Source organism: Polaribacter vadi, from assembly GCF_001761365.1.
GTDB classification, from domain to species: Bacteria; Bacteroidota; Bacteroidia; order Flavobacteriales; family Flavobacteriaceae; genus Polaribacter; species Polaribacter vadi.
Map to the genome: position 1 here is coordinate 302,106 of NZ_CP017477.1, position 19,882 is coordinate 321,987.

Sequence of the window (19,882 nt, forward strand, 5' to 3'; positions counted from 1 at the left end):
AACTTGTAATATAAAAAATATGAAACCATTAGTTTTTAAAGATTTTTCGGAATTTAAAACCATGATAGGGAAGGAGTTGCCAACAGGAAATTGGTACACAATTACACAGCAAATGATTAACGATTTCGCAAACGCAACTTTAGATAAACAATGGATTCATGTTGATGAAGAAAGAGCTGCAAAAGAATCTCCATTTAAAAAAACGGTTGCTCATGGTTTTATGTCTGTAGCTATGATTTCTAAATTATTAGAAGAAGCTTTTAGTATAAAATCTGTAAAAATGGGTTTGAATTATGGCTTGAATAAAGTGCGTTTTCCAAATGCTGTGCCTGTTAATAGCGAATTAAGAATGCACACTGTTGTAAAAGAAATTGAAGATTTAGCAAACAACGGAATTAAAGTTACATTTTTATGTACCATAGAAATTAAAGGACAAGATAAACCAGCTTGTGTTGCAGAGTTTTTGGCAGCTTTGTATGAATAGTAAATAAAAAAGGTTTTGCTAAAGTTATCATTTTAGCAAAACCTCTATTTAATATAAATAATAATAAATTATTTTAAAATACCAACTTTTTTCGCACTTCTAGAAAAAATCAATAAGAAAACACTAACAAAAAAAGTTACGATTACCAAAGCTACACCAACTTTGCCATAAACATCAATAATATTTATGGTTATAACGTTGTAAGCAAGTCTTATCATAGATGCTACAAAAGATATTAAAAATAAAAAATAAGCTATTTTTCTTTGCGCTAAAAGTGTAATGGAACCTAATAAACCGAAAATTGCATAAAGACCATAAGCAAAAATAACCCAAACAGGTTTATCAATAATAAAATCTAATTGTATATCTGCAATTTCGTTAATTACAAATTCGGGTACTAAATTTTCCCTAAATAGTACAATAATTCCTACAAAATACCACACAAAAGCAACTGCTCCAATGATCCAGTAATTCTTTTTAGGTTTTATTTTTGTCGCCATAAATTTTTTATTTTTTTTAAAATTACTAAAAAAAATTGGATATTGTTATAATGTAAAGTATATTTGTCATTATATAAAATAAACTTGTCTAATTGTAAAGTAATAAAGTATGTCAAAACAATCAATTTGTGAAAGAGAAAGAAGTTATTTATCAAAAATGAATAAATTCCAATTGGGAAATCAATTTAAAAAAGTAGGATATGGCATTGCAATTGCTGCATTTATTTTGATGATTGGTAGAAAATACATTGAAAATTCAGAATGGTTAAGACCGATTTTACACGGAGTTTTGCTTATTGGGTTGTTGGTGATTTCTTTATCAAAAGAAAAGTTAGAAGATGAATATCTAGATAGTTTGCGTTCTCAATCTTATAGATTGGCTTTTATTATGGCAATTGTATATTCTTTAGTACAACCAGTAGTAAATTATGCAGTAGCAGTTTTGTTTAATCAAGATGATGAATTACAGGGTTTTAGTTATTTTCAAGTACTATTTTTTATGTTGATAGTTCAATTAATGATGTTTTGGCAACTTAAAAGAATGAATAGATAAGATGAAAAATACTTTAAAAATTCAACGTGCAATTTTAGATTTAACGCAGGAAGATTTGGCTAAAAAAATCGGTGTTTCTCGTCAAACAATTAATTCTATTGAAAAAAATAGGTATGTACCTTCTACAGTTTTGGCTTTAAAATTATCAGCCGTTTTTAATATTTCTGTAAACGATTTTTTTATTTTGGAAGATGAGGAGTAGTTTTTAAATACTATAAACTCAAGTAATAAATGGAAAGTTCGCAAAGAAAAATAGATTATTCTTTGCGAACTTTATCAAAATTTTATTTTCTGTAATTAAAAATTACTCAGCAATATCAATATTAACTACAGCAGTTTTAAACAAGTTTGCTTTCGATTCAAAGAATTTATTTTCTAACTCTACAGCCTTTAATCTTGTTTCTATCAATTTAGATTCTCGATAATTTACCAAGAATAAAGAGCTTTCTCCTAAGAAAAATTTACGCTCTTCAGCTTTTAATAAAGTGCCATAATCTTTTACAATACTGGCAATAAAATCGCTCTGAATTACAAAAGATTCTAATTCTTGTTGAATAGCATTTACTTTGTTTGTAATGACCACTTTTGTGGCTTCATTTTCTAATTCAGCATCTTGTAATTTTATTTTTGCCATTTTTAAATCGGCTCTTTCTTTTCTTAAAAAAATAGGCAGTTTAAAAGTGATTCCAGCTTTGTAATTATCAACATTTAAAGAGTTTGCTTGCCTTGGAGTTTCTGTTAAAAAATTATATTGAACATCTAATTGAGGTAATAAATTGTTCAATTTTAATTGTCTGTCCACATTTAAACTCTTTATTTTAAATTCTAAAGATTTAATTTTTGGATGATTTTCAATATCAAAATTAGCATTGTTAAACAAGGCAATATTAAAAGTCGTATCAACATTTGTAATAGTTGCAGTATCTGGAATAATATGGTCTTGTAATTCAATTGGAATATTATCATTCAACCATAAAAAATTGGATAACTCTAAAGAAGATTTTACCAATTTAATTCGAGCTTTTTCTAGATTTAATTTTCTATTTTTTAAAGTGATGCCAGCCTCTAAAGTATCTATAGAAGGTTTTTCTCCAGCTAAAAAAGCTCTTTTTGTAACATCAAAGCGAATTACTGCATTTTCTAAAAAGGAATCGTAAATTAATTTTTCATTAAAGGTTTTTAACCAATCGAAATAAGCCAAAGAAGCCTCATATAAAATTTCGTTTACTAGAATTTGTTGATCTTGTTTTGCCTGGTTTAAGAAAAGCTTAGCTTGTTTTAAAGAAGCCATTCTTTTATTAATCAATAAACCTTTTAATAAAGATGCAGATACTCCAGCTGCGTATAAACCATCTGTTGGTACACTATTTTCAGGATTTAAATAAATGCCATTATTGTTTTCGAAATTGGCTTTAAATTCTAAACCATAATAGGTAGGTATTTTAAAAGCGCCATTTAATTTGTTATAATATTCTTTTTCTTTGAATTGTTTTTTATCAAAATCTACCTCAATTTTTGGATCGAATGCACCTCTTACTTTTAACAATTTAGCTTCACTATCATTAATCACTAAATTAGCTTGTTTTACAATTGGGTGATACGTTTTTACATAGCCCAAATACTCTGACAAAGTCATAATAGACGCCACTTTTTCTTGCGAAAAAAGTTGGGTACACATCAATAAAAATAATATAAAAATGTTTTTTTCTATCATTTTAAATACTTAAAAATCGATTGATATTTTATTTCTTTTTGGAATCTGATGTTCCTTTAGAATTTCCTTCAGGTTGATAATAATTTGGAGGAAAACTGTTTAATTGTCTCCATAGTTCATACCAAATTTGTACATCTTCTAACAATGCAATTGTTCTTGCGCCAGAACCAGCTCTTATTCCTTCTGGCCAATCATGGTCATTTTCATCAGGAGCCAATAAAATTCTGTATTTTCCATTGCTGCTAATAAAACGATCTATAGCAACAACTTTTGCACCATAAGTTCCATAAGAAACATTAGGCCAACCACTAAAAACAATTGCTGGCCAACCATCAAATTCTACACGAACTTCCTCTCCAATATGTAATAATGGCAAATCTATAGGTCTTACAAAAGTTTCTACAGCTAAATCTACTTGCGCTGGCATTATGCTAACCAATTGCTCACCTTCTTTAAAAGTTTCTCCAATACCACCTTTTAATGCTTTATTGATGTAGCCATTTTGTGGAGCTGTTACAAATAATAAACTATTTCTAACCTTATAATTACTATTGCTGTTTTCTAATTTAGAAACTTCAACTTGCGCATTTAAACCACTAGATTCTGCTGTAAATTGATCACTTTGTGCTTTTGATATTTTATCTGCATAGGTTGCATTTACGCTAGAAATTTCTGCTTTTGCATTTAAAACATTATTTTTTGCAGCTAATAAGTTATTTTCTTGTTCTATTAATTTAGCTTGAGTTTCTTGTAACTTTAACCGTTTTTCTTCTACGTCTTTTACAGCCATAATACCTTCGTTTTGCAACATGGCAATTCTATTAAATTGACTCTCTGCAATCTTAATATTTGTTTTGGCAGCTTCAAACTTTATGCTATCGCTTTTAACTTTAAGTTTTGATTGCAAAAGTTTATTTCTTGCAATTTCTAATTTTAAAGCTCTATCTTGTTTTAGTGCTGTAATTTGTCTTCCTAAAGCACTTACTTTAAATTTATAATTATCAACAGAAGATATTTTCGCGTTAATTTGATCGTTAGTTCTTTCAATTAATTGATCATCAAAATAGTCGCTTTTTACTTCAGAGATTCTTAAAATAGTATCTCCTTTTTGAACATTATCTCCTTCTCTTACATACCATTGCTCAATTCTACCAGGAATTTGAGATTGTATCGTTTGTGGTCTTTGTCCTGGAGTTAAGGTAGTTACTAAACCATTACCAGTAATATTTTGTGTCCAAGGTAAAAATAGAGCAACAAATATTATGATTGCAAAAATTTTCAAAAAATTATTAAAATGTTTGTAATATTCTATATTGAAAACTCTTTTGCCTGAAGCATAATTAGTTATATCGATTTTCTTTTCTAATTCGTTTTTAGATATATTTAACATGATACTTCTAATTTTTATATTTAATTTCTCCTTGTTCTAAAATAACTATTTGGCTACATTTTGTTATCCAACTTTTTTTATTACTTACAACAACAAGTGCCCAAGGTCTTTCTTTGCCTGTTAAATATTCTATGATTTTTGCAGATTCATCTGAATTAAATTGATCTAAAGGATCTTCTAAAATTAAAACTTTGGGCTGTTTGATGATAGCTCTTGCTAAAATTATTTTTTTAGAGATTGTATAAGACATTTGCTTTCCTTCAGGATATAAAATAGTATCTAAACCATTTAATTGTTCCCTTAAAAATTGTGATAATCCAATTGCACTTAAAACTTTAAATATAATTTCGTCTTTAGATTTATCATTACTAAAAATAAGATTTTCTCTTAATGTGCCTTCAAAAGTAGTTTCTTCAGATAAGGATAAACCCAATTGAGATCTGTAATGATTTAAATATAAACTTTTTAAAGATAAATTATTAACGTAAATATTTCCTTCTGTTGGTTCTATAATTCCAGCAATTAAACGTAGTAAACTCGATTTACCAGAACCACTTTCTCCAGTAATTAAAATTCTACTTTTGTCTTCTATTTTTAAAGAAATATTATTGATGATGGGAGTAAGTTTGTCTTTTACACTAAACGTAACTTTTTCTAATTCAATAGATAAGCCATCTTTAAAAGTAGGACTTTCACCTCCTTGAGATTCTAATTCCTTATCTACAACTTGGCCTATTTTTTCGATAGATGTTAACACATCATAAAAAGATTCTAACCCAACAATTAATTTTTCTACAGAGTTAATTACTAGTAAAATTACAATTTCTGCAGCTACAAATTGTCCGATATTCATTTGTTGATTCAAGACTAAAATACCACCAATTAATAATAAACTAGCAGTTACAATAACTTTAAAACCAATCATTTGCGTAAATTGCATAATTAATATTTTAAAGTGATTTTCTCTAGCTTGTAAATATTTATCAACCAAATAATCATTTTTTGTCATTGCTAAATCAGTTTTTCCAGAAAGTTTAAAACTGATAATTGTTCTAGCAACTTCTTGAATCCAATGAGCAACTTTATATTTAATTTTAGATTCTAACAAGCTGGTTTGTAGTCCTTTTTGAATGGTAAATTTAAAAACGATATAAATTAATAACAATAAAAAGATTCCGAAAACAATAAAGAATGGGTGATAAAATGATAATAAAATTAAGGCAAAAATTATTTGTAAAATTGCTGCTGGTACATCAATTAAAATTTTTGAGATTCCTTTTTGAAACGTTAACGTATCAAAGAAACGATTTGCCAATTCTGGTGGATAATTGTTTCTTAATTCCGTCATTTTTATTTTTGGAAACCGAAAACAAAGCTCAAAAGCAGCTCTTGTAAAAATACGTTGCTGTATGGTTTCTACAATTCTTAATTGCATTATTTGCAGGGCTCCAGCAAAAATAACACCAACTGTAACAAAGATTACTAAAACAATCCAAGAAGTAGAAACTTGTGCTCCTTGTATTAAGTTGATAATTGCTTGAATACCTAAGGGTAAAGTTAAAGATACGAATCCGCCAAAAACAGAATAATATAATATTTGAACTATATCTTTTCTTTCTATTTTTAAAGCTCTTACAAAACGCACCCAAGGCGTTAATTCTTGCTGTTCCATAAATTAACTTAATGTTTTTGTTACGATGTGTTTAAGAAATTCTGTTGGTGATGTATTGTTTAAACAATTGGTAATAGAAGGGAAATGCTCATTTAAAAAATGCTGATGCAAACCACCTTCTAAAATTGTACTCGCTAAACTTAAAGGATATTGATATGTAGGATTTACGTCTGTAATCATAACTTCTAATCTAGAAATTAAGCGTTTATAAATTTCGAAATAACCCTCTTTATTATCTTTATCAACCTCTTTGGTTAAAAAAGATTTTGAACTTTCATTAACTATTATTCTATATAATAAGGTTTCATTTATGTGAGAAAAGTTACTGTCTTCTTCAACCGTTCTTGTTAAAATAGTAATGGCTTTATCTAATTTTTCGTTTTTGTCAGAAAGGCTAAAAGTTTCAATTACTAATTGATATTCTAACCAAGCCCAATACCAAGAAGATAAATATAGCAAAAGTTTATGTTTGCTCTCAAAATATCGATAAATAGAACTTTCATTTGAGCCAATTTTACTCCCTAATTTTTTAAAGGTAAAGCTTTCAAAACCTATTTCATAAATTAACAGAATACTATTTTCTATAATTCTTTTTCCTAAATCTGATGTTTCAGGATCTTTTATAAAAATTTTATCTGGTACAGATATTTTTAAGATTGATAATAAATTTTTCATATTACTATGTTTAATTGCAAAGATAATAGTATTACTATTAATAGTGTTGTTTTATAAATTAATTTATTACTTTTTTAACAAAAAAAAGTCTTTCGATTTAACGAAAGACTTTTCAATGTAAAATTAATCCAATTAATTTTTATTCTTTGTAAAAGTACACAGCAGATGCAGCTGCTAAATCTGCACTGTAAACTGGGGTAATGTTACCACCTGTATTAATATTATTAAAAGCTAAAATTTTTCCATTTTTTGCTTCTGCTATAAATACAGTTTTAGTAGAACCATCATAAGCAACATCTACAGGATTTCCTAAAACAGTATTAGAACCTGCAACTCTTGTTTGCTGATTTACAGCCAAAGTTGCACCATTTGCAGTGTTATTAAATTTAGAGTTAAAGTTTTCAATTACATGAAAACCACCATCAGTTCCACTATCAGCATCACCAATATCAGTTAAAATCATGGTATCTGTCATAGAATCGTAGGTTAAACCATGAGTTCTTACTATACCTTCAATAGCAATTTGTTTTGAAGCTGTTAAAGTAGTTGTAGATGTGTTATTTAAAAAATTAGAATACACTGCCAATTCATTTGTTGTATCAGCAACTGCGTATAAATCATTGCCTATAAAAGTAATTCCCCACAATTTAATGTCTGTTGTAATAATATTTCTTAACGTAAAATTACTTCCACTTTTTGTGTAAATAAATAATCTACCATCTTTAGTAATATCAATACCATCTGCATCTGCATTATCTGCAACTACATAAAAATCTCCATTTACAGCAACTTCTCTAGGGCTAGACATGTTTAAACCACTCATAATACTTGCTGTAACTGTTGCATTAATGGCAGAAGACATAATAGAAACACCTGCATAACCTTCTAAACCTAAAGTAGATCTTGAAGCTTGTACAATCAAATCTTCACTACCATCATAATAAATACCATCTGCAGCAGTAGCAGAAGTTTCAAGCGTAGATTTCATAACGCTATTAATATTGGTTACATTGTAAACGTTTACATTACCATCTGCATTGTTAGAGGTAAATAAAACTTTTGTTTCATTTTGAATAATTGAATCATTGTTATCATTATCTGAACAAGAAACTAATCCGACTGCGATTGCGCAAGTAAGTGCTAATGTTTTAATTGTTTTCATAAATTTATTATTTTAGTTTATAATAGTATTTACGAGGTTACTTAAGTTTTGGTTTTTAAAATTGGTGATTTTAAGATGTTTTTAACATTTTAAAACATAAATATTATTTTTTGATTGAATTTTGAAAACATTTTTATTTATAATATCTTTGTGCTTACTAATATTTTATAATTACATATCAATTTTTGTACAACTTTTAAAAAATTGATTATAATTTGTTATTGATGATTAAAATCAGTATATTAATTTAGTACAAACAAATACAATCATAATAAATACATTTATATAGTTAATGGCAAAATCGCAACAAACATTTAGTAAGAGTGAGAAAGAAAAAAAACGCATGAAAAAGCGTTTGGATAAAAAGAAGAAAATGGAGGCAAGAAAAGCCGACAAAGATGAAAATGGAACATCAGGAATTCAGTTTGCTTATGTAGATCATAATGGAAATTTAACTGATACTCCACCAGATCCAGAATTAAAAGTAGAGTACGAGTTAGAAGATATTCAAATTTCTGTAACTAAAAAAGAAGATTTACCAGAAGAAGATCCAGTAAGAAAAGGAAAAGTAAACTTTTTCGATACTTCTAAAGGTTTTGGTTTTATTATTGATTCTGATAATGGTGAAAAATATTTTACACACGTTAGTGGTTTAATAGATGAAATTGCAGAAAACGACAAAGTTTCTTTCGAATTAGAAAAAGGAATGCGTGGAATGAACGCTGTAAAAGTTAAGAAAATTTAAAGAATCTTACTGCTTTAAAATATAAAAAAATCCTATCGTTATTAAATGATAGGATTTTTTTATGTGGCTTAAATTGAATTTTAACTCTTAAATCATTTTACTCATTATAAAACTCCAAACTTTCAACAATCAAATCTTCAGGAACTTTACAATCAATTTTAAAATCTTCAAAATCATTTAAAAGTACAAAATTTACTTGACCGTTTACGTTTTTCTTATCGTGTTTTAATAAATCCATAATGGCAGAAAAATCTTCTTTTAAAAGATTCGTTTTATCATATATTGATAAAACAACCCCTTTAACTTCATGAATTTTATCAACAGGAAAATTTAAAAGTTTGTGAGAAAGGTAACATTCGCAAACCATACCAATTGCAATGGCTTCTCCATGAGTTAGGTTTTCTTTATCTTCAGATTCTAGATAAAAAGATTCAATTGCATGTCCTAAAGTATGTCCGAAATTTAAAATCTTACGCAAGTTTTGCTCTTTTGGATCTTGCAAAACAACTTCGTTTTTAATTTCGACAGATCTAAAAATTAAATCACTAATATCTAACTCTTTATTGTTTTTTATTTGATGGAATAAATTCACATCATAGGTTAATCCATATTTTAAAATTTCTGCAGTGCCAGATTTTATTTCTCTTTCTGAAACAGTTTCTAAATATTGATGATCAACTAGCACCATTTGCGGATTCGCAAACAACCCAATTTGATTTTTTAAAACGCCTAAATCAACACCTGTTTTTCCACCAACAGAAGCATCAACCATAGAAAGTAACGTAGTTGGAATGTTTACAAAATCGATTCCACGTTTAAAACAAGATGCTACAAAACCACCTAAATCTGTAATAACACCACCACCTAAAGTAATCAGTAAACTTTTTCTGTCTCCACCTAATTCTGTAATTGCGTTCCAAACACCAATACAAGTTTCTAGGTTTTTATTAATTTCTCCAGATTCAATTTCTATGAGTTCAATTGTTTTATTTGTGTCTAAAAAAGGGATGAATTTAGGATAACAATGCTCAAAAGTATTCTCATCAACTAAAATAAAAATAGTAGAATAATTGTTTTTATTGATTAAATTATTAAGCTCTGTATAGCTTTCTTCTTGAAAATGAACAGGATAAGAAACTGCTTGAATTGTTTTCATGGGATTATTATTGATAGTGCAAATTAAATAGAAATTATTGAATTATTAACCCTCTTCAACTATCTTTGTTCCACTAAAACGTTATAGTATGAAACTTTTTGACAATACACAAGTTGCTTTTGCCTTAAAAACGGATTCTCAATTAGAGCGTGCTTATTTTTTGTTTAAAATGATACAAAATCAGCCATTGGTTAAAATAGGAAGTGCTGTAACCAACTTTGCACTAAAAGCACATTTGCCAATAGAAGGTTTAATTCGTGCTACAGTTTTCGATCATTTTTGTGGTGGTGTAACAGAAGAAGATTGTTTGCCAATAATCGATAATATGTACAAGAACGGAAATGTACATAGTGTGTTAGATTATTCTGTAGAAGGTAAAGACCAAGAACAAAGTTTTGATGGAGCTTTAGATAAGATTGTTAAAATTCTTAATTTTTGTGAAGAGAAAAAATCGATTCCTTTTGCCGTTTTTAAACCAACAGGATTTGGACGTTTTGAGTTATATCAAAAAATATCTGAAGGAAAAGAACTAACACAAAAAGAACAAGATGAATGGAGTAGAGTAGAAGCACGTTTTCATAAAGTGTGTAAGCTTGCTGTAGAAAAAGATGTACCTTTATTAATAGATGCAGAAGAAAGCTGGATGCAAAAAGCAGCAGATGAGTTAATTGAAGAATTAATGGAAATCTACAACACTAAAAAAGCTATTGTTTTTAATACATTACAAATGTATAGACATGATAGGTTTAACTATTTAAAAGACCTACATAAAAAAGCACAAGAAAAAGATTTTTATGTTGGTTTAAAAGTAGTGAGAGGTGCTTATATGGAAAAAGAAAGAGAAAGAGCAGAAGAAAAAGGTTATCCATCACCAATTTGCATCAACAAAAAAGCTACTGATGAAAATTATGATGCAGCTACAAAATACATGATGGAAAGTCCCAAAATGGCTTTATTTGTTGGTACACATAATGAAGATAGTTCTTATTTAGTCATGGAATTAGCCAAACAGTTTAACATTCAAGAAAATGATTATAGACTTTGGTTTGGTCAATTATTTGGCATGAGCGATCATATTAGCTACAATTTAGCAAACGAAGGGTATAACGTAGCCAAATATTTACCTTTTGGTCCTGTTAGAGATGTAATGCCATATTTAATTAGAAGAGCAGAAGAAAATACCTCAGTAGCTGGGCAAACAAGTAGAGAATTAAATCTTTTAAAATCGGAGCGTAAGCGTAGAAAATTATAATGAAAACTGTAGACGAAATTAAAATTTTACTGCAAAGAAATAAATTAAGATTATATAAAGAATTGTCTGAAAGTAAAGAGGCAATGTATTTGATCAAAAAATCTACTCATTCAAAATTATCTCCAGAAGAAAAAATAAAAGTTAAACTACAATTATTAGATATTTGTAAATCTATCCCAGCATTAGCCGTTTTTTTATTGCCTGGAGGTGCCTTATTATTACCCCTTTTAATTAAACTAATTCCAGATATTTTACCTTCTGCATTTAGAGAAGATTTTCCAAAACAAGAAAAATAACAAATTTATTTCTTTGGGCGTTCCTTTATCCTGAAAACATTCAGGACCAAGTCGCGCTTTCATTACTCGCTTTTTTGTGAAAAACAAAAAGAGCTCAAACAAGCCATTCAATCGCTAACGCACTTTTTTAAGAGCTTTTTTTAAGCTTAAAAGAAAAATAATTTTTAAAAAATTAGTGTTTAGGCTATTTTTTCCTTCAAATAAAAGAAAAATTATAACATAAAATAATTCATCATAAATCGTGTAAATCGCATAGAAACAACTACTTTTGCACGAAATTTAAGAAAGTACAAATGCACGAAATTAGAAACATCGCAATTATTGCTCACGTCGATCACGGAAAAACGACGTTAGTAGACAAGATAATAGATCAAGCAAAAATTTTAGACGATCGTAAAGAACGTACAGATTTATTGTTAGATAATAACGATTTAGAACGTGAAAGAGGAATTACAATTCTTTCTAAGAACGTTTCTGTTATGTATAAGGACACAAAAATTAACGTTATTGATACTCCTGGTCACGCCGATTTTGGTGGAGAAGTAGAACGTGTATTAAAAATGGCTGATGGTGTTTTATTATTAGTTGATGCTTTTGAAGGCCCAATGCCACAAACTCGTTTTGTATTAGGTAAAGCCTTAGAATTAGGATTAACTCCTATTGTAGTTGTAAATAAAGTAGATAAAGAAAACTGTACTCCAGATATCGTTCACGAAAAAGTTTTTGATTTAATGTTTGCTCTAGAAGCAACTGAAGAACAATTAGACTTTACAACTATTTATGGTTCTGCAAAAAATAACTGGATGTCTACAGATTGGAAAAACCAAACTGAAGATATTGTACCTTTATTAGATGCTGTATTAGAATCTATTCCTGCAACTAAATACAATGAAGGAACTCCACAAATGCAAATTACTTCTTTAGATTTTTCTAAATTTACAGGAAGAATTGCAATTGGACGTGTTTTTAGAGGAGACTTAGAAGTTGGTAAAGATTATAGCTTATGTAAAGCAGATGGTTCTATCAAAAAAGTTAGAATTAAAGAATTACACGTATTCGAAGGGATGGGTAAAGTGCAAGTAGAAAAAGTTCCTTGTGGAGATATTTGTGCAATTACTGGTTTAGAAGGATTTGAAATTGGAGATACAATTGCAGATTTAGAAAACCCAGAAGCATTACCTAGAACAGAAATCGATCAACCTACAATGAGTATGTTGTTTACAATTAACAACTCTCCTTTCTTTGGTAAAGAAGGTAAATTTGTAACTTCTCGTCACTTAAGAGATCGTTTATTTAAAGAATTAGAAAAAAACCTTGCATTAAAAGTAGAAACTACAGATAGTGAAGATAAATTTAACGTTTTCGGACGTGGAGTTTTACACTTATCAGTATTAATCGAAACAATGCGTAGAGAAGGGTATGAATTACAAGTGGGAAGACCACAAGTTATTCTTAAGGAAATTGATGGTAAGAAACATGAGCCAATGGAAACATTGTCTATTGATGTACCAGAAGACATGGCTTCTAAAGCAATTAACTTAGTTTCTTTAAGAAAAGGAGATATGTTAGTAATGGAACCAAAAGGAGATTTACAACATTTAGAATTTTCTATTCCTTCAAGAGGATTAATTGGTTTAAGAAACAAAATTTTAACGGCAACTGGTGGTACAGCAATTATAAACCACAGATTTAGTGAATATGGTCCTTATAAAGGAGATTTTACTGAAGAAGTTAAAGGAGCAATCGTTTCTTCTGCAGCTGGTAAAGCAACTGCTTACGCATTAAACCGTTTACAAGATAGAGGAGTTTTCTTTATTGATATCAACCAAGAAATCTATGTTGGTCAAGTAATTGGTGAAAACAGTAAATCTGATGATATGGCTGTTAACTTAATTAAAGGAAAGCAATTAACAAACATGCGTAAATCTGGTACAGATGATGCTATGAAAATTGCTCCGAAAGTAGATTTCTCTTTAGAAGAAAATATGGAGTACATTAAAGCTGATGAGTATTTAGAAGTAACACCTTCAAGCTTACGTATGCGTAAAATTAATTTTAAAGCATAGTTTTAAAATTAATTTTTGAAATATTTAAAAAAGAGCTGCATTTTATGCGGCTCTTTTTTTTATACACTTTCTATACATAAATTAATCATAGCTTGTCCAATATTTTTGTAAATTGAAAAAAAAACTGTTTACACCTTTTGCTTTGGTGAAAATAAAAGATTAAAATCAAAACTTCTGGTTTGTTAATCTCACTTTTATTGATTCTTTGTATACTGATTTGATTGAATTATCAAAAATTTTAGAATCTGTAATAGAAAAATCTACTTCATAACAACTGATGAGTTTAAAGATGATTTCTTCGATTTTATCAACTTTAAATTGTGTTGACACTAAACTTTCAGAAACTTTATCAATTTCGAGGCAAGATTCAATTACAACATCATCTTAAGAATAAGATTTTAAGAACAATGTATTTACTAAAAGAAGATTTAAGAATAGTTTTTTCATTTATATTTTTAGAATGTTTTCTCGAAAAAACACAAATATACCTAATAGTAGGTATTTTATATTTGTAGAATTTTAATCAATTTTGCCATCAAATAATATGTGATTTCTCTTAACTTTTATTGTAATTTAAAAAACTATGAAAAAGAAGAAGTAAATGAAAAAGGAGATTTTATATAGTATTTAAAAGTAAAAAGGCTCGCAATTGCGAGCCTTTTTTATCTAAAAGAAATTTTCTTTATTTTGATTTATATTTTTCAGAATAACGTTTCCATAATTCTGTTTGATGTGTTTCCAAACTAATATCTCTACCTTGAATATAAGCTTTCGATAAAATATTACCTCTCATATCTAAAGCATCACCATCAGAAATAAATAAAGTAGCATCTTTACCAACTTCTAACGTTCCAGCCATATCATCTATTCCTAAAATTTTAGCTGTATTAGAAGTTATTAATTTTAAAGCTTCTTCTTTATCTAAACCATGTGCAGCAAAAGTACCAGCATAAAAAGGAAGATTTCTGGTGTTCATACGTTCCATTGCTCCTTCCATTCCTATACTTACTAAAATACCTTTATCTGTTAATTTTTTTGCAATTGTATAAGTATAATCGTATGCATCATCTTCAGAATTTGGGTTTCTATGAGGTCTGTTTAAAACCACAGCAACATTATGTTTTACTAATAAATCTGCAACACTTTCTGCACCTTCTCCACCTAAAATTACAATATTATCAATACCAGCTTCTTTGGCAGTTGTAACAGCATCTGTAATTTCTTTTTCTCCATTAACGTGGATAAATAATTTTTGAGAACCATCAAAAAGACCTTTCATTGCTTTATATGGAAGATGTGTTTTTTCTATATTACCTGCTAAATAAGTTTTAGCATTTGCAAAATAAGATTTAATGCTCTCAACATTTTCGCTATATTTTGGATCGGCTTTTAATGCAGGATCTTCTCCTAACCACCATCTACCACGTGTAAAACTTCCTGGCCAATTCATATGAATTGCATCATCTACTTTTAAAGCTGCATCTTCCCAGTTCCAAGCATCTAATTGAACAATAGATGAAGTTCCAGAAACCAAACCACCTCTAGGCGTAATTTGTGCCATTAAAACACCATTTGGTCTCATAGATTCTACAATTTTACTTTCTGCATTATAAGCGATTAAACTTCTAATATGAGGATTTAAAAGACCAATTTCGTCTTCATCATCACTTGCTTTTACAGCATCAATTTCTACCAAACCTAACGTTGCATTTGCAGCTATAAAACCAGGGTAAATATGCTTTCCTTTAGCATTTATGATGGTTCCTTGTCTTGCAATTTTCAACATTGCAGAACCCACAAAAGTTATTTTACCATCATTAAACATAATTAATGAATTTTCAATAACTTCTCCATTTCCTAAATGTGCAGTTGCACCTTCAATAGAAATTGCTGAGGTTTGTTTATCTGCAGGTGTTTGTTGTGCGTTTACATTTCCTATCAAAAAGAAAAACAGTAAACTATATAATATTTTTTTCATCTTTTTTAGTTTTTAAGTTCTTCTAAAGTATCACATTCAAAATTTCTATCCTTTCTAATCATAGGAGCTTTTGTTTTTCCACCACCCATTTTCTCTTTCAACATCATATTGATTAAAATGCTTTTTTCTTGCTTGATTGCTTCTCGCTTTTTAGCATCTTCAGTTCTATCAAAAAATACTTTACCATCAATTATGGTTTTTTCCACTTTTGCGTAGATAGACATTGGGTAATCGCTCCAAAGAACAACATCAGCATCTTTACCAACTTTTATACTACCCACTTTATCATCAATATGTAATAATTTTGCTGGGTTTATAGTTACTGTTTTCCATGCTTCTAATTCAGACATTCCACCATATTTCATAGTTTTTGCTGCTTCTTGATTTAAACGTCTAGACATTTCTCTATCATCAGAATTAATAGCAACTGTAACTCCTGCATTGTGCATAATTGCTGCATTAAAAGGAATTGCGTCATTCACTTCGTATTTATAACCCCACCAATCTGAAAAAGTAGAACCACCAACTCCATGTTCAACCATTTTATCAGCAACTTTATAACCTTCTAAAATATGAGTAAATGTATTTACTTTAAAGCCCATTTTATCAGCAACTTTCATTAACATATTAATTTCTGATTGCACATAAGAATGACAAGAAATATAACGTTCTCCGTTTAAAATTTCAACCAAAGTTTCCATTTCAGCATCTTTTCTGTATGGTTTTCCAGATTTCTTTTTAGCTTCATATTCTTTTGCTCTTGTAAAATAATCGGTAAACATTTGCTCAACACCCATTCTTGTTTGTGGAAAACGAACTCCATTTGAAGAACGAGATTGTTTTACATTTTCACCCAAAGCAAATTTTATAAATTTAGGAGAATTGTTATAAATCATATTATCGGCATTTTCTCCCCATTTTAATTTAAGAATTGCAGAACGACCCCCAATAGGATTTGCAGAACCATGTAAAATTTGAGCAGAAGTTGTACCTCCAGAAATATTTCTATAAATATTGATGTCTGTAGGATCTACAACATCTTCTATAGTTACTTCTGCAGAAGAATTTTGACCACCTTCGTTTACAGCAGAAGTTGCAATATGAGAGTGTTCATCTACAATACCAGCAGTTAAATGCTTTCCTGTTCCATCAACTTCAACAGCATTTCTCGCTTTTAAGTTTTTACCAATTTCAGCTATTTTTCCGTCTTTTAAAAGTACATCTGTATTTTCTAAGATTCCAGCATCTTCACTTGTCCAAACAGTAACGTTTTTGATTAAAATAGTTTCAGATTTTGGTTGTGTAAAGTTTCCAAAACCGATGTTTGGATAACTTACAGGTAAAACTGTAAGAACATCTTCTTCTTTTTCTTTTTTGTCTTCATCTTCATCCTCTTCTTTAGTTTCTTCTTTTGCTACCTTTTTACTTGCAGACCAAGAAGTTTCATTTGCTTCACTATCATAAGCAGTTCCTTGCATTACATTAGCGTCGTTTATGATTTTACCAGTCATTCTTGTGTAATTACCATCTTCATTTAGGTTGATAGCAATCCAATCATCTTTAAAAGAAAAAGTAGATTTTATTTTATCTTCTCCTGATTTTATTGATGCTTTTTGTTTAGCTCCTTCTCCAGAAATAATTAAATCATAACTTTTATTATTTACAGATAACATATATGTTCCTGAAATATCTTTTACATCAATATCATTTACAACATTTTTATTTCCTTGAACCCAGTTTTCGAAAAGTGTAGTTTTTGCATCAAAAATATCACCAGAAGTAATAATGAAGTTTGCATAGCTTCCTGTTTTTAAATTTCCTAAGGATGAATTTCCAATAATATTTGCAGGAATAGTTGTTAAAGCTGCTAATGCTTTTTCTTTGTCAAAACCATATTTAATGGCTTTTTGTAAATTTTTATGAAAAGATTTAACCGATTTTAATTTGTGTGTGGTTAATGCAAAATTAACTCCGTTTTTAGATAAAACAGACAAATTTGATGGCTCTTGATTCCATTTACGCATATCTTGCAACGAAATTTGTTGCGCTAAAAGCGGATTTGAAACATCGTAAGCATTGCTAAAATCGATAGGAATTATAAAATTGGCATTGGTTCCTTTAATATCTGCAATTCTTTCATATTCATCTCCAGAACCAACAATTGTATATTGAATAGAAAATTCGTCACCAACTTTATCTGCTCTTACAGCATCTAAATGATTACCAGTTTCAAAAATTTGGATTAGATTTTTATTGCTATTTAAAGCCTCTAAAGCCATATCTTTATTTTTCATATTGCCTTTTGCATACCAATCTGCGTCATTATAAACTTGACGTAATAAAGCCATTGCACCCATTCTTGAACCTGGATATGCTTGTCTTGATTGTACACTTTTATTGAAAGATAAATATTGTGCAGATTTTGTATCTAAAATTCTGTAAGCGTTTGATGAGTTAGGATTTAAAGCAATCAGCAATCCATTTCCACGAATAATACCATCTTGTAAATGCGTATTTACGGCTCCAAAACCAGCTTCTAATAATTCTTTCGCTTTTTTATTATCAAAATTAAAAGATTCGATTGGGTTTGTGTCTGGTCTTATATGATCATTCCAATAATAGCCTTCTCTTGATGCGTCATATTGAGTTGATCTAGAGTTGCTAGAACTTCTTTTTGGCTTTGAAATACCAAAATCGCTATAAATATCAATAAAAGATGGATAAATTGTTTTGCCCTCTAAATCTGTAGTACTTGTGCCTTTAGGGATTTTTACAGATTTACCAACACTTACAACTTTACCGTCTTTAATTAATAAAGTTCCTTTTTTAATAACTTCTGTTGGTGTTACATAAATGGTTGCATTTGTAAATGCAAAAGTTGCATTTTCTGCTGTTTTTACTCCAGAATCCGTAGGAAAATAATCTTGTGCCTGTGTAACTGTTAGCGACAAGAAAAAGAGTAGGAAAAATAGTTTTTTCATGTAGTTTGATTTGTTTTTTGAATTAATGATAAATTTATTGATATGTATTTTGAAAAATGTTAAATGATTTAGTTTTTAACAAAATTTTAAGAAATTGATTTTTAGTTGTTTGAAAACTGATTTGAAAGTTGAATTTTAAATTCAGCAAGGAATTCGCGAATTTGCGACAGATAAAATTAAAGTTGATTAGAATCCTCGAAATAGGAAATCAACAAATCCACTACATAATTATAAGATTCAACCCCTTTTGCTTGATTATTTGCTTTTAAGTAAGCGTTATAACCTTTTTTAACTAAAGGTTCAAAAGGATTTTTGTATTGCTCCCAAAAATCATAACTCGCATTAAAATCTTTGATAATTCCTTTGTTTACGGTTAGCCAAAGTTCTTTAGATTTTTCGGTATCTCGTTTTCGAATTTCGGAAATACAATATCCAAAAGCCATTCTATAACTTGCGTATTTAAAATAAACATCGTCATTATAATTGGCCGCTAAAAAACCTACAAAATTAGCCTCATTTTCAGCTGCAAAACCAATTTGATGCGCCATTTCATGACAGGTTGTTGTTGGGTAACTCGTTTTAGGAATTTTGTCATTTACATGAGCTTCACCAGTTAAAGGATTCAAATAACCAGAAGTTCCATTATAACTTTGTAATAAACTCATTAACGAACTTTTTACAGATATATGTTGATATTTTAATTGTGGAAAATCGGTAGCTAAATTTTCGTAACCAGCAAAAGCAATCCTATACATTTCTTTTGGTTGATAACTATTTTCAACTTTTATAGTATCGTTTTGTGTAATTTTATGTTGATAAAAATTTAGCTGTTCAATAATATGTTTGGTAACTTTTGTAAGTTGTTCTGTTGTATATTTTTGTTGTTGATAGTGTAAGTTTTTCGCCAAAGGTTCTCTGTAATAATTGAATCCCCAGAAAAGATAAAAGCAAAAATAAATTATGGATAAAACAGCAACTAAATGAATTATTTTCGGAATAAAATTTCGGAATCTCGTTTTTATCAATCGATATAAAAAACGAAAAAAAATAAAAACACCAAAAGCCAATAAAATATCTCCCACAGAAAAAGGAATCCAACCGAATATAATTCTAAAAAAAGATGAAATAGTTGGATAAATTCCATTGGAGTAAAAACGTTCTACAAATGCAGGGTTTTTTGCAAAAATTTGCAATAATAAAACTTGAATTGGCAGAAAAATTGCTAAAAAAATATGAGTCTTATTCCATTTCATTGTGG

General features: G+C 28.9%; 17 protein-coding genes. 7 read left to right on the top strand and 10 right to left on the bottom strand.

Annotation, left to right across the window (positions count from 1 at the left end; genetic code table 11):
- Positions 1–19: 19 nt before the first annotated feature.
- Positions 20–484, top strand: coding sequence for a MaoC family dehydratase (locus LPB03_RS01310; RefSeq protein ID WP_065318273.1), 465 nt, complete (start codon positions 20–22; stop codon positions 482–484).
- 68 nt (positions 485–552) lie between these two features.
- On the opposite strand, the gene LPB03_RS01315 is transcribed toward LPB03_RS01310, so the two are convergent.
- Positions 553–984 carry a hypothetical protein gene (locus tag LPB03_RS01315; RefSeq protein ID WP_065318272.1) on the bottom strand — a complete coding sequence of 144 codons (432 nt, stop codon included), beginning with the start codon at positions 982–984 and terminating at the stop codon, positions 553–555.
- A gap of 109 nt (positions 985–1,093) precedes the next feature.
- Between LPB03_RS01315 and LPB03_RS01320 the strand changes: the two genes are divergently transcribed.
- Both LPB03_RS01320 and LPB03_RS01325 read left to right on the top strand, forming a co-directional pair.
- Positions 1,094–1,537, top strand: coding sequence for a hypothetical protein (locus LPB03_RS01320; RefSeq protein WP_065318271.1), 444 nt, complete (start codon positions 1,094–1,096; stop codon positions 1,535–1,537).
- A gap of 1 nt (position 1,538) precedes the next feature.
- The gene (locus tag LPB03_RS01325; RefSeq protein ID WP_065318270.1) at positions 1,539–1,739 is read left to right on the top strand and encodes a helix-turn-helix transcriptional regulator; all 201 of its coding nucleotides are present in this window, start codon (positions 1,539–1,541) and stop codon (positions 1,737–1,739) included.
- A 102-nt stretch (positions 1,740–1,841) separates the two neighbouring features.
- Here LPB03_RS01325 and LPB03_RS01330 read toward each other — a convergent pair whose 3' ends face one another.
- The 5 genes from LPB03_RS01330 to LPB03_RS01350 form a co-directional block, all read right to left on the bottom strand.
- Positions 1,842–3,251 carry a TolC family protein gene (locus LPB03_RS01330; protein ID WP_170324184.1) on the bottom strand — a complete coding sequence of 470 codons (1,410 nt, stop codon included), beginning with the start codon at positions 3,249–3,251 and terminating at the stop codon, positions 1,842–1,844.
- Between the two features lie 28 nt (positions 3,252–3,279).
- A complete protein-coding gene (locus LPB03_RS01335; protein WP_065318269.1) occupies positions 3,280–4,641 on the bottom strand; it encodes an HlyD family secretion protein in 1,362 nt (453 codons plus the stop codon).
- Positions 4,642–4,648: 7 nt separating this feature from the next.
- Positions 4,649–6,313: a peptidase domain-containing ABC transporter gene (locus LPB03_RS01340; RefSeq protein WP_065318268.1), complete on the bottom strand. Its 1,665-nt coding sequence runs from the start codon at positions 6,311–6,313 to the stop codon at positions 4,649–4,651.
- 3 nt (positions 6,314–6,316) lie between these two features.
- Positions 6,317–6,988 (bottom strand): TetR/AcrR family transcriptional regulator, encoded by a 672-nt coding sequence (locus LPB03_RS01345; RefSeq protein ID WP_065318267.1) that lies wholly within the window; start codon positions 6,986–6,988, stop codon positions 6,317–6,319.
- Positions 6,989–7,127: 139 nt separating this feature from the next.
- Positions 7,128–8,150, bottom strand: a complete 1,023-nt coding sequence (locus tag LPB03_RS01350) for a hypothetical protein (RefSeq protein WP_065318266.1) — start codon at positions 8,148–8,150, stop codon at positions 7,128–7,130.
- Between the two features lie 292 nt (positions 8,151–8,442).
- Here LPB03_RS01350 and LPB03_RS01355 point away from each other — a divergent pair, with 292 nt between their 5' ends.
- Entirely contained in the window at positions 8,443–8,895 is a 453-nt protein-coding gene (locus LPB03_RS01355) for a cold-shock protein (protein WP_065318265.1), read from the top strand.
- 97 nt (positions 8,896–8,992) lie between these two features.
- Here LPB03_RS01355 and aroB read toward each other — a convergent pair whose 3' ends face one another.
- Positions 8,993–10,051, bottom strand: a complete 1,059-nt coding sequence (gene aroB, locus LPB03_RS01360) for a 3-dehydroquinate synthase (protein ID WP_065318264.1) — start codon at positions 10,049–10,051, stop codon at positions 8,993–8,995.
- A gap of 88 nt (positions 10,052–10,139) precedes the next feature.
- On the opposite strand from aroB, the gene LPB03_RS01365 reads away from it, so the two are divergent.
- The 3 genes from LPB03_RS01365 to typA all read left to right on the top strand — a co-directional run bounded on the left by LPB03_RS01365 (position 10,140) and on the right by typA (position 13,665).
- On the top strand, positions 10,140–11,303 hold the full coding sequence (locus LPB03_RS01365; protein WP_065318263.1) for a proline dehydrogenase family protein: 1,164 nt from the start codon (positions 10,140–10,142) through the stop codon (positions 11,301–11,303).
- The gene (locus tag LPB03_RS01370) at positions 11,303–11,599 is read left to right on the top strand and encodes an LETM1 domain-containing protein (RefSeq protein ID WP_065318262.1); all 297 of its coding nucleotides are present in this window, start codon (positions 11,303–11,305) and stop codon (positions 11,597–11,599) included. Before LPB03_RS01365 ends, LPB03_RS01370 begins: the two co-directional genes overlap by 1 nt.
- Positions 11,600–11,892: 293 nt before the next feature.
- Positions 11,893–13,665 (top strand): translational GTPase TypA, encoded by a 1,773-nt coding sequence (gene typA, locus LPB03_RS01375; protein ID WP_065318261.1) that lies wholly within the window; start codon positions 11,893–11,895, stop codon positions 13,663–13,665.
- Positions 13,666–14,347: 682 nt separating this feature from the next.
- Here typA and LPB03_RS01380 read toward each other — a convergent pair.
- From LPB03_RS01380 to LPB03_RS01390, 3 genes are all read right to left on the bottom strand, one after another.
- The gene (locus LPB03_RS01380) at positions 14,348–15,643 is read right to left on the bottom strand and encodes an amidohydrolase family protein (RefSeq protein WP_065318260.1); all 1,296 of its coding nucleotides are present in this window, start codon (positions 15,641–15,643) and stop codon (positions 14,348–14,350) included.
- Positions 15,644–15,648: 5 nt separating this feature from the next.
- Positions 15,649–18,624, bottom strand: a complete 2,976-nt coding sequence (locus LPB03_RS01385; protein ID WP_065318259.1) for an amidohydrolase family protein — start codon at positions 18,622–18,624, stop codon at positions 15,649–15,651.
- 176 nt (positions 18,625–18,800) lie between these two features.
- Entirely contained in the window at positions 18,801–19,877 is a 1,077-nt protein-coding gene (locus tag LPB03_RS01390) for a DUF3810 domain-containing protein (protein WP_065318258.1), read from the bottom strand.
- Positions 19,878–19,882 lie beyond the last annotated feature (5 nt).